13 protein-coding genes are annotated in these 16044 nt (G+C 41.4%); 5 read left to right on the top strand and 8 right to left on the bottom strand.

What is annotated here, in order from left to right; all coding sequences use genetic code 11:
- Positions 1-2: 2 nt before the first annotated feature.
- Together BrL25_RS13975 and BrL25_RS13970 are read right to left on the bottom strand one after the other, a co-directional pair.
- The gene (locus BrL25_RS13975) at positions 3-797 is read right to left on the bottom strand and encodes an ABC transporter permease (protein ID WP_018672464.1); all 795 of its coding nucleotides are present in this window, start codon (positions 795-797) and stop codon (positions 3-5) included.
- A 1-nt stretch (position 798) separates the two neighbouring features.
- Positions 799-1794: an ABC transporter ATP-binding protein gene (locus tag BrL25_RS13970; RefSeq protein ID WP_018672463.1), complete on the bottom strand. Its 996-nt coding sequence runs from the start codon at positions 1792-1794 to the stop codon at positions 799-801.
- A 154-nt stretch (positions 1795-1948) separates the two neighbouring features.
- Here BrL25_RS13970 and BrL25_RS13965 point away from each other — a divergent pair, with 154 nt between their 5' ends.
- The 4 genes from BrL25_RS13965 (at position 1949) to BrL25_RS13955 (ending at position 9383) form a co-directional block, all read left to right on the top strand.
- Complete coding sequence (locus BrL25_RS13965) at positions 1949-3244, top strand: glutamate-1-semialdehyde 2,1-aminomutase (RefSeq protein ID WP_018672462.1); 1296 nt, start codon at positions 1949-1951, stop codon at positions 3242-3244.
- 148 nt (positions 3245-3392) lie between these two features.
- The gene (locus tag BrL25_RS25195) at positions 3393-3551 is read left to right on the top strand and encodes a hypothetical protein (RefSeq protein WP_018672461.1); all 159 of its coding nucleotides are present in this window, start codon (positions 3393-3395) and stop codon (positions 3549-3551) included.
- 314 nt (positions 3552-3865) lie between these two features.
- The gene (locus tag BrL25_RS13960) at positions 3866-8446 is read left to right on the top strand and encodes a glutamate synthase-related protein (protein WP_018672459.1); all 4581 of its coding nucleotides are present in this window, start codon (positions 3866-3868) and stop codon (positions 8444-8446) included.
- Positions 8447-8699: 253 nt separating this feature from the next.
- Positions 8700-9383 (top strand): zinc metallopeptidase, encoded by a 684-nt coding sequence (locus tag BrL25_RS13955; RefSeq protein ID WP_018672458.1) that lies wholly within the window; start codon positions 8700-8702, stop codon positions 9381-9383.
- A 66-nt stretch (positions 9384-9449) separates the two neighbouring features.
- On the opposite strand, the gene BrL25_RS13950 is transcribed toward BrL25_RS13955, so the two are convergent.
- From BrL25_RS13950 to fabL, 6 genes are all read right to left on the bottom strand, one after another.
- The gene (locus BrL25_RS13950) at positions 9450-10064 is read right to left on the bottom strand and encodes a DL-endopeptidase inhibitor IseA family protein (protein ID WP_018672457.1); all 615 of its coding nucleotides are present in this window, start codon (positions 10062-10064) and stop codon (positions 9450-9452) included.
- A gap of 52 nt (positions 10065-10116) precedes the next feature.
- The gene (locus tag BrL25_RS13945; RefSeq protein ID WP_018672456.1) at positions 10117-11322 is read right to left on the bottom strand and encodes an MFS transporter; all 1206 of its coding nucleotides are present in this window, start codon (positions 11320-11322) and stop codon (positions 10117-10119) included.
- Positions 11323-11390: 68 nt separating this feature from the next.
- Positions 11391-13184 carry an ABC transporter ATP-binding protein gene (locus BrL25_RS13940; RefSeq protein ID WP_018672455.1) on the bottom strand — a complete coding sequence of 598 codons (1794 nt, stop codon included), beginning with the start codon at positions 13182-13184 and terminating at the stop codon, positions 11391-11393.
- A gap of 285 nt (positions 13185-13469) precedes the next feature.
- The gene (locus BrL25_RS13930) at positions 13470-14012 is read right to left on the bottom strand and encodes a DUF402 domain-containing protein (protein ID WP_018672454.1); all 543 of its coding nucleotides are present in this window, start codon (positions 14010-14012) and stop codon (positions 13470-13472) included.
- A gap of 47 nt (positions 14013-14059) precedes the next feature.
- On the bottom strand, positions 14060-14473 hold the full coding sequence (locus BrL25_RS13925) for a GNAT family N-acetyltransferase (RefSeq protein ID WP_018672453.1): 414 nt from the start codon (positions 14471-14473) through the stop codon (positions 14060-14062).
- A 103-nt stretch (positions 14474-14576) separates the two neighbouring features.
- On the bottom strand, positions 14577-15335 hold the full coding sequence (fabL, locus tag BrL25_RS13920; RefSeq protein WP_018672452.1) for an enoyl-[acyl-carrier-protein] reductase FabL: 759 nt from the start codon (positions 15333-15335) through the stop codon (positions 14577-14579).
- Between the two features lie 536 nt (positions 15336-15871).
- On the opposite strand from fabL, the gene BrL25_RS25190 reads away from it, so the two are divergent.
- Positions 15872-16024, top strand: a complete 153-nt coding sequence (locus BrL25_RS25190) for a hypothetical protein (protein WP_018672450.1) — start codon at positions 15872-15874, stop codon at positions 16022-16024.
- Positions 16025-16044: the final 20 nt, after the last annotated feature.

Raw genomic sequence — 16044 nt, 5'->3', positions numbered from 1 at the left:
GGCTATCCTCCTTGCACGACCAAATTTCGTTTTGCACGTTGCCACAACAGAATAATCGGTATAAACAATAAAGCGATCCAAATAACCTGTGTGCCAATTGCTATCCAGGCTTTATCACCATGGAGTGCTCCTGTAAAAATCATACTAGGTGTAAAATTGATGGCCTGAAACGGCAGATATTGTAATATCGTTTGGGTTACCCCTGGAAAGAAACTAATCGGAATGACTACACCTGACAGCAAATCTACAACCATGCGTTTTGCCATAATCATCCCTTCATTTCTCATGAAGAAAAACGTTAGTAAGCCTGTGAGTAAATTGATTTGCGTATTTACGACAAAACCAAGTAGCAAGCTTACACTGTACATCCCCCATATTTGCCCACTATGCGGAAATTCGAAAGGAATAAACAATCGCACGATGAGAAGCCCCGGAAAAGCAAAAAACACAAGGCGAAAAATCCCTTCTCCCAATGCTTGTGCTGTTTTTACTGACAGGTAATTATAGGGACGAATAAGCTCGGTAGCTACTTTTCCTTCTCTAACGTCCTGTCCTATTTCTTGGTCTATATTGTTAAAGTAGAATGCACGAGACATCCAAGCAATCGCGACATAAGAAGTCATTTGAACCAAAGACATCCCAACTAGATTGCTCTGCCCAGAATAGATTGCTCCCCATAAGAAGTAATAAGCTCCGATATTAATCGCATAAATTATAATCCCGCTGTAATAATTTACCCGGTAAGCAAGCATGGTCAGAAAGCGAATTCGTATCAACTCTTGATAAAGTTTCCACATGCTAGAATCCCCCGCCTGTCGTCGAGTAGATGTTGCGTACAATCTCTTCCGTAGAAGTTTCTTTGATCGTTACATCTGTTAGTTCAAAGCTAGCCATCACTTGAGTCAAAATCGCTGGCAACTTTTCATGTTGAAAAGACACAGACAGGGAGTACGCATTGATGCCCTCAATACTACATTCAAACCCAGATAATGCAGCACGCAGATTCTCTGCTGTCATTTTTTGTTTAAATTGGAATACTACTTCTGTCTTATTCCCCCAGCGCTCCTTCAAATCGGTTAAGAGTCCGTCAAAAATCAACTTGCCACTATCCATAACCAACACTCGTTTACATAGCGCCTCAATATCAGATACATCGTGGGTAGTAAGCAAGACGGTTGTATTTTCCGTTTCATTTAGACTTTTTAGGAAGTCACGAATCTTTTGTTTAACCAGTACATCTAAGCCTACTGTTGGCTCATCGAGAAACAACAGCTTAGGCTTATGGATAAGAGCAGCAGCGATTTCACAGCGCATTCGCTGTCCAAGACTTAATTTACGCACAGGTTGCTGGATGAACGAGCCCATATCCAATTCTTCTATTAAACGATCCTGCCATGCTTGCCCAGCTTCCTCATCCACTTTATAGACACGGCGCAATAGACGAAACGACTCTAATGGGGACAAGTCCCACCACAATTGTGAACGTTGTCCAAATACAACCCCGATGGATTCAACATATTTTTCTCGATTCTGATACGGATGATAGCCATTAATTAAAATCTCTCCGTTAGAAGGAGTCAAAATGCCCGTTAGCATTTTTATAGTCGTTGATTTTCCGGCTCCGTTTTCACCGATTAAAGCAAACATTTCACCTGCTTGTACCTCAAAGCTAAGCTCATCAACAGCCCGTACTGTTTTATATTCTCGTTGAAAAAGATCGCGAAAAGCACCAGACAAGCCATTGCGAGCTTGGTGAATGCGAAATACTTTCTCTAATTGCGTTACGTTTATCATATTTCTCGCGTTCCTTCCTCTCCAGCATTATGGTGTAACTACCACGATAGATAGTGTATATGAGCGAATGATAACTTGCAAAAAGAAACTTGCCCCAAATACACTTGGTATCCTATGTTATGATAAAAGGACCGAAAAAGGAGTGAAAGAATTCATGAATCGTGAACAATCAACTAAACTGTATGAACAAGCGTATGGTGTCATTGTAGGGGGCGTAAACAGTCCTTCCCGTTCGTTTAAAGCCGTTGGTGGCGGTTCTCCTGTCGTCATGACCAAAGCACAAGGAGCTTATTTCTGGGACGCAGATGGCAATAAATACATAGATTATCTGGCAGCATACGGTCCCATCATTACTGGACATGCTCATCCACACGTTACAAAAGCAATCGTGGATGCTGCTCAAAATGGCACACTGTATGGTACACCTACCCCTTGGGAGATTACCTTCGCTGAAATGATTCGGGAAGCGATTCCTTCGATGGAACGTATTCGTTTCAATAACTCAGGTACAGAATCTGTTATGACATGCATTCGTGTGGCTCGCGCTTACACCAATCGAACAAAAATCATTAAATTCGCTGGCTGCTATCACGGACATTCTGATTTAGTATTAGTAGCCGCTGGTTCTGGCCCATCAACACTAGGTATTCCAGATAGCGCTGGTATTCCACAAAGTATTGCTAATGAGGTTATCACCGTTCCATTTAATAATGTGGACGCCTATAAAGAAGCGCTAGAAAAATGGGGACATGAAATTGCCGCTGTTTTAGTTGAACCTATCGTTGGTAACTTTGGTATCGTGATGCCGCAAGAAGGCTTCCTACAAGAAGTCAATCGCCTGACTCACGAGGCTGGAGCCTTGGTCGTATATGACGAAGTAATCACCGCTTTCCGCTTCTGCTATGGTGGAGCACAGAACCTACTTGGAGTTGAGCCTGACTTGACTGCCCTAGGTAAAATTATTGGTGGAGGTTTGCCAATTGGCGCATATGGCGGTCGCCGTGAAATCATGGAGCAAGTAGCACCCCTTGGACCTGCTTACCAAGCTGGTACACATGCCGGAAACCCTGCCTCCATTAAAGCAGGTATCGCATGCTTAGAAGTGCTCAAAGAAACCGGTGTATATGAAGAACTAGATCGTTTAGGTATGCTACTAGAAGCTGGCATCAGTCAAGCTGCAGAAAACCACGGTGTAACCGTTCGCATTAATCGCGTAAAAGGTGCTTTAGCTGTTTACTTTACCGATGTCACCGTTACAGATTATGATGGAGCCCAAAGTGCTGATGGAGAACAGTTTGCCCAATTCTTCCGTTTGTTATTGGACGAAGGAATTTGCCTGGCTCCTTCTAAATATGAAGCTTGGTTTATCACAACAGCCCATAACGAGGCAGATATTAAACAGACAATAGAAGCAGTAGACCGTTGCTTTGCTAAAATGGCACAGAAATAAACAATGAATGAAAAGACCCCCATTCATATTAATGATATGGGGTCTTTCCCATTTTACATATGGAAAAAAACGATCGGACAAACTTCTGGCTTTAGGGGAAAACTAAGTCTGTCTTCACCCAAAAAGCGTAATACAGGAGGGGTAGTCAATGTCCAGAGGCAAAAATGACTTTCCGCAAGCACCCGAACAAACCTTCACTGATCCCAAAATGAGTGCAAAACCATTAGAATTTCTAAGCTTCCAGAATCCACGTAAAACAGAGCATCACAAAACACAGGAACATAAAACAGAAAATCGAGACCATTAATCGAAACAGCCCCCATTACAGGGGGTTTTTTGTATAAATTATACAATTTTATACCAAAATATTGCTTAATAATTCCTTAAACACACAAATATCAGAAAAAAAATTGCATAAAAACGCTTACATTTGTATAATTAATTGTTTTGTTATTGTTTTGCTTGCCCCTTTCATGTTATTCTCAATGGTAAATAACGATATGCTTCCCCTGTTTGCTATATTGAACATCCACATTGAGGTCTACTCCTCTATAAAAGGATTTATACTCAACTGTCTTAGAAGAACTAAGGAGGTGGAGGTCAGGCCTACTGACCGTTACTATGCAAAAGAGAAATGAAAAGCATACACACACCGAAAACTTTCGGAATTATCACACAACAGAGCATGATAGCTGCGGAATTATCTGTATCATTGAAAAAAAAGGAACACCTACAAGAAAAAATGTAGATGAAACAATTCGTACCCTCGTACAAATGGAGCATCGCTCTGGATTTATTGATGGAGAAGGTGACGGATGTGGTGTATTAACTGATATCCCACGCTATATCTGGGAAAAACATTTGGAAAACTCAATCTTTGAAAGCGACTTGGCTTATGATCCTTCCTTTGCTGTTGCTCATATTTTCGTTCCACGCAAAGGACATGAAGTAGAAAAAGTCCAAGAAGGTATTGGCTTGCTTATTAAAAAGCATGGCTTAACTATTTTAGCTGAACGTGAAAATCAAGTTCATTCAGACGTTCTAGGAAAAAACGGAAGACAGGATGAACCACTTTTTTGGCAAATTGCTCTAATGCCGAATCAAGCCACCCAAACAACTTCACTATCGCCTGAACAATACGTCAAATTATTGTTTGAACTGCACGTCGAAATTGAAGATACCTATCATGTACATGTTGCTTCCCTCAGTAATCGCACCGTTTCTTATAAATTGATGGGCGCAGCGAACATCTTACCCCGCTATTTCGTAGATTTAGCTGATCCATCCTTCGCCTCCACTGTTACAATCGGTCATAATCGCTACTCAACTAACACATTGTCTAATTTTTTCCGAGTTCAGCCCTTTTCTTTACTAGGACATAATGGCGAAATTAATACCATTAGTAAACTAGAAGAAGAAGCTCGCATGCTACAAGTGCCGTTAGTCGAAGGCGGTAGCGACTCTCAAAATCTAAATCGTACTATTGAAACCTTTATTCATCGCTACGGATTAACTCTGTTTGAATCCTTAGAGGTAATTTTTCCACCTATCCACAATGAAATCAAATTGTTATCTCATGATTTACAGGATTTATACACTTACTTACGACAGGCTTGGGGCCACTTTGCTCAGGGTCCCGCGGGAATTGTTTCTCGTTACGCCGATCAATGCGTATTTAGCGTGGACTCCTTGGGATTGCGCCCCGTCTGGATGGTAGAAAGTGAAGAATCACTTTATTTCTCCTCCGAACAAGGCATTATTCCTGTGTCAGAAATGGTTAGTGAACCAAAATCATTAGCACCTGGTGAGAAAATTGGTGTTCAGCTAAGCCCGCAGGGTATCACAATTTTTAGTCACTCAGAGTTACGAGAGCTTGTTAAAGGTAGCTTTCAGACAAAAATTTCCTGTCACCACTTCCGCCAGCATTTACATTACGCCTATAAAAGTGAAATGGTTGCCCCTTCTTATGATTATGAAGCGCCTACAGCTCAAACATTCAGTGCGTTTGGCTGGGATCGAGAGCAAATTCAACTTATTGAGCAAATGGCTTCTAATGGCGCAGAGCCGATTCGCTCCCTTGGCTATGACGGACCACTTGCGGCCCTCTCCAAAGAACGCCAGAATATCAGCGATTATATTAAAGAGAGCGTGGCAGTCGTAACCAATCCGGCAATTGATAGAGATCGTGAAATTGAGCATTTTTCAACACGTGTGGTTTTAGGAAAACGCACATTTCTATCCCAGAAAGATACCACACCACATACTCGCATGGAGATCGCTTCGCCGCTACTAGTAGAGGGACAATCGTTTCAAGAGCTTGCATCTCCTCAGGGAATGATGACTTTGGAACAAATTATTTCTAGCTTCCATAAAAATCCGCATAGTGTAGTCGTCCTGCCCATCGTATTTCGAGAAGCAGAACGTCTGCTAGAAGCCCTGGATCGTCTTGCCCAAGAAGCCTGTCAAGCTGTGGAAAAAGGTGCCTCCTTACTGATTCTCGATGACTCAATGGTGCATATTGAAAATCAATATTTTATTGATCCTTTACTCGTAACAGCTCACATTGACAGAGCGCTCAAACAAACTGAATCTTCCAGTAAGAACCTGCGAAGACAAGTAAGCATCATCGTTCGCTCCGGTGCTATTCGTTCCTTGCATGACATCGCTCTTCTACTGGGAAGCGGTGCAGAGGCGGTGGCTCCACACGTATTGTTTGCCACTGTATATGCAAAGGGCGGAACAACAGCTGTTCATAATCTATTTACAGCTTTAACGAAAGGCTTAGAAAAAGTAACATCAACGATCGGTATTCACGAACTACGTGGCTATGGACGCCTCTTTTCTGCAATAGGTATCAGTACAGAAGTGGCTAGTATCCTCCAAATCCCAACCTTCTGTGGCTCAGATAAAGCTGGCTTGTCACTTGACCAGTTAGAAGCAGAAAGCCGTCAACGCTACGAATTATATAGAGATGAAAAATCTCGTGAAGCACGAACCTTCCATCTATTTCCACGTTTATGGAAAGCAATAGGGCAAATTGCCAGTGCTGAAATACCTTATGCAGATTACGCATTAAAATTAGAAGAAAACGAACAGGCAAATCCGATTTCCATCCGTCACTTAACTGATATTGCTTATGAAAAAAGTAGCAATCAGCAAGAGGACGCTCAAATCGAACCCGATCAAGTAGACAACAGCGTAGGGGAGCATTCATTACCGTTTATGATTTCTTCTATGTCATTTGGTTCACAGAATGAAACAGCCTTCCGTGCCTATGCAGAAGCAGCTGATCGACTAAATATGATTTCCATGAACGGTGAAGGTGGAGAGATTAAAGATATGCTGGGTAAATACCCACGCACCCGCGGTCAACAGATTGCATCAGGACGATTTGGCGTAAACGTTGAATTAGCTAATTCTTCAAACTTATTGGAAATCAAGATTGGTCAAGGGGCCAAACCAGGTGAAGGTGGGCATTTACCCGGCTCTAAAGTTACAGAAAAAATTGCTGCTGCCCGTAATGCTACCGTAGGTTCCGATCTAATCTCACCTTCCAACAACCATGACATTTACTCCATTGAAGACTTGGCTCAGATGATTACAGAATTAAAAACAGCCAATCATCAAGCAAAAGTATGCGTAAAGGTGCCTATCGTACCAAATATCGGGACCATTGCTGTTGGAATAGCCAAAGCTGGTGCTGATTACATTACGTTGTCAGGGTTTGATGGAGGTACAGGAGCTGCCCGTGTGCATGCCCTACAACACGTTGGACTTCCTGCTGAGATTGGTGTAAAGGCAGCTCATAATGCCTTACTGGAGGCTGGCCTACGCAATCAGGTGGAGCTATGGGCAGATGGTGGCGTCAAAAGCGCACTGGATGTAGCTAAATTAATGATGCTAGGGGCTAATCGCATTGGCTTTGCTACATTAGCTATGATTGCTGTCGGGTGTACCACCTGCCGTGGCTGTCATTTAGATACCTGTCACGTTGGGATAGCCACTCAAATTGACAATATGGAGGAGGCACATGAAAAAGGCTTACGCCGTTTTGTCCCACGTCAATTTGATTTAGCGGTAGCTGGTCTTACTAATCTGTTCACTCAATTTGGTCAGGAATTACAACGAATTACTGCTACACTTGGATTGACCCATTCGCAGGACTTAGTTGGTCGATCCGATTTGTTAGTGCAAGCACGTGGTTTTAACCAAATGGATTTGGATTCACTGCTTTCTGTACATCCATTGTTTACTACCAAACAATATCGTGAAGCTATTTATGAATCCACAGCGGCTAAGGTATTGGTAGCAGCAGGAATAACAGAAAAAACAGAACAAATTCATGAAAAAGATCACTATTTCAGCCAAGATCAACCCATTCAGCAAAATTTCTCAGCCATTTTATCAGGAGAACGAGTATTGGGAAGTCGTTGGTCAGGGGCACGTGTGAAACCTTATTTGGACGGAAGCTATGTGTCCTTTCCAGAAGTCTCTTTGCACCTTGATCACGGCAGTGTTCCAGGAAATGGTCTTGCAGCTTACAATGCGGAGGGTGTGAGAATACGAGTACAAGGCGGGGCACAAGATGGTGTAGGTAAAACAAGCTTTGGAGGCGTCGTCTCCATACTCAAATCTAAAGGAGCACACGGGCAATATATAAATGGGTCTGTTGGTAAAAGCTTTTGCTATGGGGCACAAAAAGGGCTATTTATCGTGCAAGGGAATGCTGATTCTCGTGCCTGTATCCGACTTTCCGGTGCGGACGTTGTATTTGGCGGTGGTATTACAGAACCTCTTCAGGATCAATTAGGAGGTTTGGGTGCCCGCGCCAATCTAAAAGGTTTCGCTTTTGAATACATGACAAATGGTCGGGCAATCGTATTGGGTGATCCAGGTCCATGGATTTGTGCCGGAATGACAGGTGGTACCGTATATGTTCGACTACAACCAGAACTAGGCTTTGATGAAGATGCCTTGAAACGTCGTATCGCCAAAGGAGCCAAAGTATTTATTTACAAGCTTGATTCCAAAGGCATCTCTGATGTATCTGAGCTACTAGGAAAATATAAAGAAGAGCTATCGGCTACTGAACAATATGAGGAAGCAGGGCTCATTCAAAAATTATTGGAACATCCAGAAGCACACTTTGTACAAATTACTCCTAAAAAAGAGCAAGCTGATCCATCTGTATCAACTGAATAACAAAAGAAGTGAAGCAGGCCCCGTCGTGGGCTTGTTTTTTCTTTGATCTCTTTTTGTGGTACTATCAAAATAAATGAAACTTTTTTTAATTTAATTCGTATCTAAATTAACTGGCAAGACTATGCTAACGAGCTACAATCTATTTCTTTTCATGTAAAGATGTATTTTTGTGTCTTCTCACCATTTTTAGTGCACAATGAGCATAGGATGAGAAAAGGACAAGAATAATCATCATAGATAGGAGTGATATTATATGTTTTTTACCCCATGGACGCTGTTAATTTTCGCGGCATTCGGTCTAACAATGTGGGCACAGTTCCGTGTTAAGGGAACGTTTAGCAAATACTCGGAGGTACCTGTCTCCTCTGGAATGACCGGAGCTGAAGCAGCTAGACATTTACTGGATTCTAACGGTTTATCGCATGTTCCAGTCGAACATATACCAGGTACTCTTACCGACCACTACGACCCGATGTCTAAAACTGTTCGCTTATCAGATCCTGTGTATTTTAGCGATTCCATCTCAGCGGTATCTGTAGCCTGTCATGAGGTAGGTCACGCGATTCAGCACAAGGTTGATTATCCAATGTTAGTTGCTAGACATCGCATTTTCCCATTAGTTAACCTTACCTCTGGGATAGCCCCTTTCTTGTTGTTAGGTGGTCTCTTCCTTAAAATTAGTGGTCTCTTCCTACTTGGGATCATTGCTTTTAGCGTAGCCGTTCTATTTCAAGTCATCACATTGCCAGTCGAATTTAATGCTAGTAGCCGCGCTAAAGATTTAATGATTAAAATGGGCTATATCCGCAATTCAGAAGAGCGTGAAGTTAAGGCCGTACTTGGTGCCGCAGCTCTTACTTATGTAGCGGCAGCTCTCATGTCTGTGCTACAGTTGCTAGAGTATATCTGGTTGTTTAAACGAGATAGTGACGACTAACTTTTACTTCCATTCACAAAAAAAGGCGTCCCATCAGGGGCGCCTTTCATTTGTTTTTGATGCAAATTACTCCTTCACACCGGGAATTGTATCAAGCTTCCATACGCCATCCTCTTGTTTAATACGTACAGAATAGACTTTAAAATCAACTTGATCGCCTTCTCCGATAGGAACTTTAATCTCATACTCTCTGCCATTTTGGTTTTCTGTAATCATTTCTGCCTGTCCACTACCCCATTGAAGCACACTACTTTTATCAATGCTTGGTTGAGCCAGCTTTCCATCTTTTTCAATCAGCTTGAGATTGTTCACTACTTTATCGCTTGCTGTTTTTGTATAGACATTCTCCAGATATTTCATCAGCTTTTCTTTTGTATCTATATCGCTTCCTACAAAGCGATAGTCTTTACCCTCATGAGTGAAGCTCTTACTTTTATCTGGCTCTATTTTTCCACCGTTCAATACATACGCATAAGCGTCTGCTCCCTCTGCGGCCAAAGCGACAGCTTCCTTTTCATCCATATTGATATGCTTACTTCCAGCTGGTTTTGTAATTTCAGTAGCTGGTTGAGCAGTTTCTGTCGTTGGAGTTGTAGGCTTCTGGTCTGGCTGATTGCCGGTACAACCTGCCAATGCTACAACCAAAGCTGATAAAAGCAGAAAGCCTGTCCATTTTTTCATATTGTTTCACTCCTTTTTCAGTATGACGACAAAACGTAGTGGCACGTTACGCCTATTCACTCGACACTGCTTGAAAACCATGTCGAACCACATACAAGAACCATAAAAAATTTATAAAGAGGAGGATGCTCGTCATTAAGAATACACCGTTTAATCCTACATATCCAGCTAGAAATCCACCTGTCATCGGTCCAAGCATATTGCCAAGACATAGAAAGCTATTATTATAGCCAAATACTCGACTAACCATATGACTTGGAGTAGCTTTTCGTAACAATGAATTAACAGCCGGTAATAGTCCGCCTACACATAATCCCGCCATGAAACGCAAAATAAGTAGCTGCCAAAGCGTTTGCACCATCGCCGTTGGAATATAGACAATAGCAGAGGCAAGTAAACAGCCAAGCAATACTTTATGCGAACCAATTCTATCCCCCAATTTTCCTAATTGAGGAGAAGCTAGAACATTAGCTATCCCTGTCATAGCTGTAACCAATCCTGCAAAAAAGGCTACTCTCTCGCCACTTCCAATTAGCTCTTTAACAAAGATCGGTAAGATTGGAACAATCCCATTTAACGCAAATTGAACAATTACGGTCACGCCAAACAGAACCGGTAACGTTTTGCTTGCAAACACCATTTTAAAATCATCCCGCAAACTTGTCTGTTCTGTTTTTGGCAAAGGTGTAAAGTCTTCCTTGACGGTAAACGTGATGATGAGAGTTGCTATAAATAATAAACTACCCGTTACCATAAACACAGCACGGTACCCAACTAGATCAGCAAGCAAGCCTCCAAAGAAAGGCCCCATAATCGAACCAGATACAACACAGGATTGCAAAATACCCAAAGCCCATCCCGAACGCTCCTTAGGCACGCTGGAGGCTACTAAAGCATTGCTGGCAGGAATGATTCCACTAATCGTTCCGTTTAATAAACGCAGCAATAATAAATGCCATACATTTCCTGCCAGTCCGGTTAGCCCAATCGTAATTGACATTAAAAAACCAGAGCGGAGTATCATAATTTTACGCCCATATTTGTCTGCCAAATTCCCCCAAATAGGAGAAACTAATCCAGCCGTTAAAAAGTTAGCTCCAAATATGATCCCAGACCACAACGTTGCGTCATGAGTGTTCGTGATATGTAATTCTTCTTGAATAAAGAGCGGGAGAAATGGCATCACCATACTCATTCCTACCATAACGATAAACAAAGCACCACAGAGAACAAACAAATTGCGTTTCCAGGTCTCCATACCCTCACTCCTTATTTTAAGCCAGTGAAAAAGTCAGAGGCTGTTTTTCTAAGTTGGATGTTACCTGCTCATCCCATCGTGGAAATAGCTTCTTGATCTACGTTGCCAAAATCCTGTACGTTCCACAAAGCATGATAAACTCCTTGCTGTTGAAGAAGTTCTTCATGTTTCCCCATCTCCACAATTCGTCCATCCTTTAACACAACTATCTTGTCTGCATGCGTAATGGTAGACAGACGATGAGCCACAATAATAGTCGTTCTGCCCTTTGCCAAATGAGCTAAGGATTCTTGAATCATGTGCTCAGATTCCAAATCTAATGCGGAAGTGGCTTCATCTAAAATTAAAATAGCAGGGTCCTTTAAAAAGACGCGAGCAATAGCAATTCGTTGCTTCTGACCCCCTGAGAGCTTGACTCCTCTCTCACCCAATTCAGTATCGTAGCCCTCTGGTAACTCGCAAATAAAGTCATGTGCATTCGCGGCTTTGGCTGCTGCTAACATCTCTTCTTCTGTCGCTTGCGGATTCCCCATTGTAATATTCATTCTGGCTGACTCGCTAAACAAAATGTTATCCTGCATAACAATTCCAATTTGCTCACGTAAGCTGTTTTGAGTAACGTCCCGTACATCGATGCCATCAATAAGGATTCGTCCACCCGTCACATCCCAAAATCGCGGAATTAAACTAATAAGAGAAGACTTTCCACCTCCTGACATACCGACTAATGCTACCGTTTCACCAGGCTCAATCCGTAAATGTACGTCATGTAGAACAGGTTCATCTCCTTTGTTATAAGCAAATGTAACCTTTTCAAACTCTACACGCCCGCTAATCCTTTTTGTTTCAGGATTCACGGGCAACGTACAAGCTTCAGGCCGATCCACGATATCATATTGCTCATCAATAAATTCAAACATACGATCCATAGAAGCAATCGCCTGCGTCAATGTAGTCGATGAATTAACAACCCGTCTAAGTGGTGTATATAATCGCTCCAAATAAGCGTAAAAGGCCATGAGTGTTCCAATCGTTAACATACCTTGGATAACTTGATAACCGGCAAAGCCAATAACTAACAGCGGCGCAATATCAGTAATCGTATTAACCACAGAAAACGTATAGGCATTCCAACTAGTTTGCTCTAAAGCTTTATTTAGGAATCTTTGATTTTTCTTTTCAAATTGTTTAGCTTCATACTCTTCCAAAGCAAAACTACGAGTAACAGAAATTCCATTAACTCTCTCATGTAGATGCCCTTGTAATTCAGCTAGCTTCTGGGACCGGTCCCTCATTAATTGGCGCAATCTCTTATAAAAATACTTAATCGAGAATCCGTATAAAGGAAACACAACAATAGCAATCAAAGTTAGTTTTACATCCATAAATAACATAATGGAAAGCGTAATCACAATGGTCACCAAATCCAGCCAAATATTCATAAGACCTGTTTCAATAAAGCTTTTCGTCTGTTCTACATCATTCACAACTCGTGAAATAATTTCACCTACCTTATGATTGTTGTAAAATCGCATAGATAATTTCTGTAGGTGGCTAAATAATTGATTACGAATGTCGAATAGAACACGACTGGATATCCATTGGGCGTAATATTGGCGATAGTACTCTACAGGAGCTCGCACGATTGTAAACAGAAAAAAAGCAGCACACATTAACCAAAACAATTGATATAGCTTATCTTCCTTAGGCATTGTACCGGTAACCAAGGTATCTATCACATACTTGAGAATTAATGGCATTAATAATGGAATCCCAAATTTTACAATACCGATACCAATGGTTAAAATAATTTTCACTTTGTAAGGTCCCACATAACGTAAATATCTGCGTATGCTACTCATAGCACCCCTCCTGCTGTTAGTATGAAAGATGGATGCGCCGCTTTAATCCTCCGAAGCTAAGTCTCTGTGAACCGATTTTACACCAGATAGACGGTTATGTCTTGTTGTCAAGTATATGGTAACAGCCCATTTACCTCCAATAAATTCACGTTTCTTTTTCTTTTTAGCCGGTTTTCTCTGTTTTCTAACTATTGCAAGCGTATGGGATTTAAAAATACCCCTGTTATCGTTGGCAAATTTGCGCTTGACCGATAACAGGGGTGTGTGTCCATGACATATAATTGACTACTCTTCATCATTGTGTTTTAACAGTTGATAACGTTCATACCATCTTTGAACAAACCCACTCTGGAAAGGCCCACGTCTCGCTTTGATCCACTCCAAAACCTCATCCAACGCCAAGTGAACCCGTTCTTTTACATATGGAGGGTAATTCATTTGTGCGCTATGTAGTGCATATTCTTCTTCATCTAATACCGTATACGTCATATCTGGATAGACCTTCACATCCAGATCATAGTCAATGTAGCTAAGTAAATTTCCTTTTAAACTGAAAGGAGAACCGATGTTACAATAATAGTAAATCCCGTCATCACGGATCATGGCGAGTATATTAAACCATTGTCCCCGTCCAAATGTACAGATTGCAGGCTCTCTTGTACGCCATTCACGCCCATCAGACTCTGTGACTTTGACACGATCATTACCGGCTATCACCACTGCATCGCTTGTATGAATAAGCGTAGTGCGATCCCAAGTACGGTGTAAGGACTGATTATGTTTAAAACTTTCAATGCGTATAATGGAACCTGGTACTTGCGACGACATGACTCTCTCCTTTCTTCAATTCTGCATCTTTCAAAGAAATATTTCCTTTAGGAGGAAATCCTTTTAGAAAGCGTAATATACTGTTGCAACTCATATCCCATGGTTTGGTAAAAAGGTAGCACCCGTTCATTCGCCTGATTTACCATGATAAGAATTTGATTGACTCCACGTTGGTGAAAACGATTCTCTAGAGCTTCCACTAACTTACGGCCTATGCCCATTCCTTGGGAAGAAAGCGAAACGGCTAAACGATAAAAATAAGCACGAGTCCCATCTATCGTGCCGACAATAACGCCTACGACTTCTCCATCTTCCTCAGCAACCATAACCAAGTCGCTGTCCCAAGCTAATTGTTTAGCAAGAGAATCCATCGTTTCGGTATCAGTTCGATCTAATTCTGTTTCTTGCCAAATACGAGTAATTGCCGCATAATCGCCCAGACGAAACGTCCGAATAATCATAATAGGCGCCTCCCTTAGACGGCTTCATTTTTCTATTGTACACTACTAGGGAAAGTTTGTCCCCTTAAACACAACTAACATTGTAGCAGTTTTCTAACAGGAACTAAACCAGTAAAGAAATACCGCCATCAACAATAATCGTCTGTCCGCAAATCATTTTTGCTTGGTCTGATAACAAGAATATCGCCGCATTAGCCAAATCCTCTTCTTCTACCATACGACCTACTGGAGTGCGGTTAGCGGATGCTTCTAATAATTCTTCTCGGTTTGGGAAGTGCTTTAATGCGCCTGTATCGACAACGCCTCCAGACACAGCATTTACAGAGATATTATACGGAGCTAATTCTACAGCAAGATAACGAGTTAAAGCCTCTACAGCGGCCTTAGATACTCCCACAGTTGTGTAGTTTTCAATTACGCGTATGGAGCCCAAACTGGACAAGCTTACGATTTTACCACCATCATTTGTTTTTTGCATCAGTTTCGCTGCTTCTTGCGCACAGAATAATAAAGCTTTACTGTTAATTTCCATAGTCCAATCCCAGTGGCTCTCTTCAAGCTCCATTAAAGGTCGTAGGACACCAGAAGCTGCATTGTTTACAAGAATATCCAGACGGCCGAATACCTCATCAATCTCTTTAAACATTTCTTTGATTTTTGCAACATCTCCAACATTGGTTTTCACCAAATGAACGCGAACACCCTTCGCTTCCAATTCAGCTGCTGTTTCTCTTGCTGCTGTACGATTCCGTAGATAGTTAATGACTAAATCATAGCCTTGATCAGCTAATTGGTGTGCAATCGCCTTCCCAATACCTCTGGTTCCACCTGTAACTAACGCCACTTTCCCATTTCTACTCATATATTTCTTCCCTTCTTCCTAAAATGTTAAAAAAACATTTCATCTACCAGCTATTAACATCTGGTACTAATTGACTTCTATATTATACAAGCTATATCATCGCATCGCTACGTGAAAATGTGGATAAGGTGTAGCCCTCATTACCTAATTATTGCCATCTAATTAATAAGCCTTCAATGTTTTTATTTTTTTTTACAAATGATTAATATTATGCTTTACAAATTGAAAATAATGCCATACTATTAAGGAATAATACCAGTCATATGGAAAGGAGGTTCAGAAAATGATGTTTATGGGAATCTTTACACAATTAGTTGGCAACAATAGTGCTATGCATAATTTCATAACATCTTCTCTCCTCGCTTCCAGACAGGTGATGGTTGTTTAGCCATTCTTTATGCCTGATAAGTAGATCGTAGGAGAGGTATCTCTTGCGGTGCATATTTACTTTTACACGCTCAGACCGTGAGATACCCATATCTTACGGTCTTTTTATGTTCTTTTTTCATAGAAATTGAAAGGGGGTGACACAAGTCATGGTATTTCATTTTTTTATGTTTTCTGTTCAGATTAAACGCAACAAGCCGCCTGTTGAAAGGCAAACAGAACTTTACTTCCAGGAACAATGGATTAAAGAACGCGATGAAAAACGGTACATGTTAGACGCCCAAACGCCGTATATTATGTAAGTATTCTTACTTTGAATGGG

This window comes from Brevibacillus laterosporus DSM 25 (assembly GCF_002706795.1).
GTDB classification, from domain to species: domain Bacteria; phylum Bacillota; class Bacilli; order Brevibacillales; family Brevibacillaceae; genus Brevibacillus_B; species Brevibacillus_B laterosporus.
Note: the sequence above shows the minus strand (reverse complement) of the source record. Positions and strands in the feature narration are given on the sequence as shown.

Coding starts and splice junctions, on each gene's coding strand:
- BrL25_RS13975 (WP_018672464.1), bottom strand. CDS start 797: ATGTGGAAACTTTATCAAGAGTTGATACGAATTCGCTTTCTGACCATG.
- BrL25_RS13970 (WP_018672463.1), bottom strand. CDS start 1,794: ATGATAAACGTAACGCAATTAGAGAAAGTATTTCGCATTCACCAAGCT.
- BrL25_RS13965 (WP_018672462.1), top strand. CDS start 1,949: ATGAATCGTGAACAATCAACTAAACTGTATGAACAAGCGTATGGTGTC.
- BrL25_RS25195 (WP_018672461.1), top strand. CDS start 3,393: ATGTCCAGAGGCAAAAATGACTTTCCGCAAGCACCCGAACAAACCTTC.
- BrL25_RS13960 (WP_018672459.1), top strand. CDS start 3,866: ATGCAAAAGAGAAATGAAAAGCATACACACACCGAAAACTTTCGGAAT.
- BrL25_RS13955 (WP_018672458.1), top strand. CDS start 8,700: ATGTTTTTTACCCCATGGACGCTGTTAATTTTCGCGGCATTCGGTCTA.
- BrL25_RS13950 (WP_018672457.1), bottom strand. CDS start 10,064: ATGAAAAAATGGACAGGCTTTCTGCTTTTATCAGCTTTGGTTGTAGCA.
- BrL25_RS13945 (WP_018672456.1), bottom strand. CDS start 11,322: ATGGAGACCTGGAAACGCAATTTGTTTGTTCTCTGTGGTGCTTTGTTT.
- BrL25_RS13940 (WP_018672455.1), bottom strand. CDS start 13,184: ATGAGTAGCATACGCAGATATTTACGTTATGTGGGACCTTACAAAGTG.
- BrL25_RS13930 (WP_018672454.1), bottom strand. CDS start 14,012: ATGTCGTCGCAAGTACCAGGTTCCATTATACGCATTGAAAGTTTTAAA.
- BrL25_RS13925 (WP_018672453.1), bottom strand. CDS start 14,473: ATGATTATTCGGACGTTTCGTCTGGGCGATTATGCGGCAATTACTCGT.
- fabL (WP_018672452.1), bottom strand. CDS start 15,335: ATGAGTAGAAATGGGAAAGTGGCGTTAGTTACAGGTGGAACCAGAGGT.
- BrL25_RS25190 (WP_018672450.1), top strand. CDS start 15,872: ATGGTATTTCATTTTTTTATGTTTTCTGTTCAGATTAAACGCAACAAG.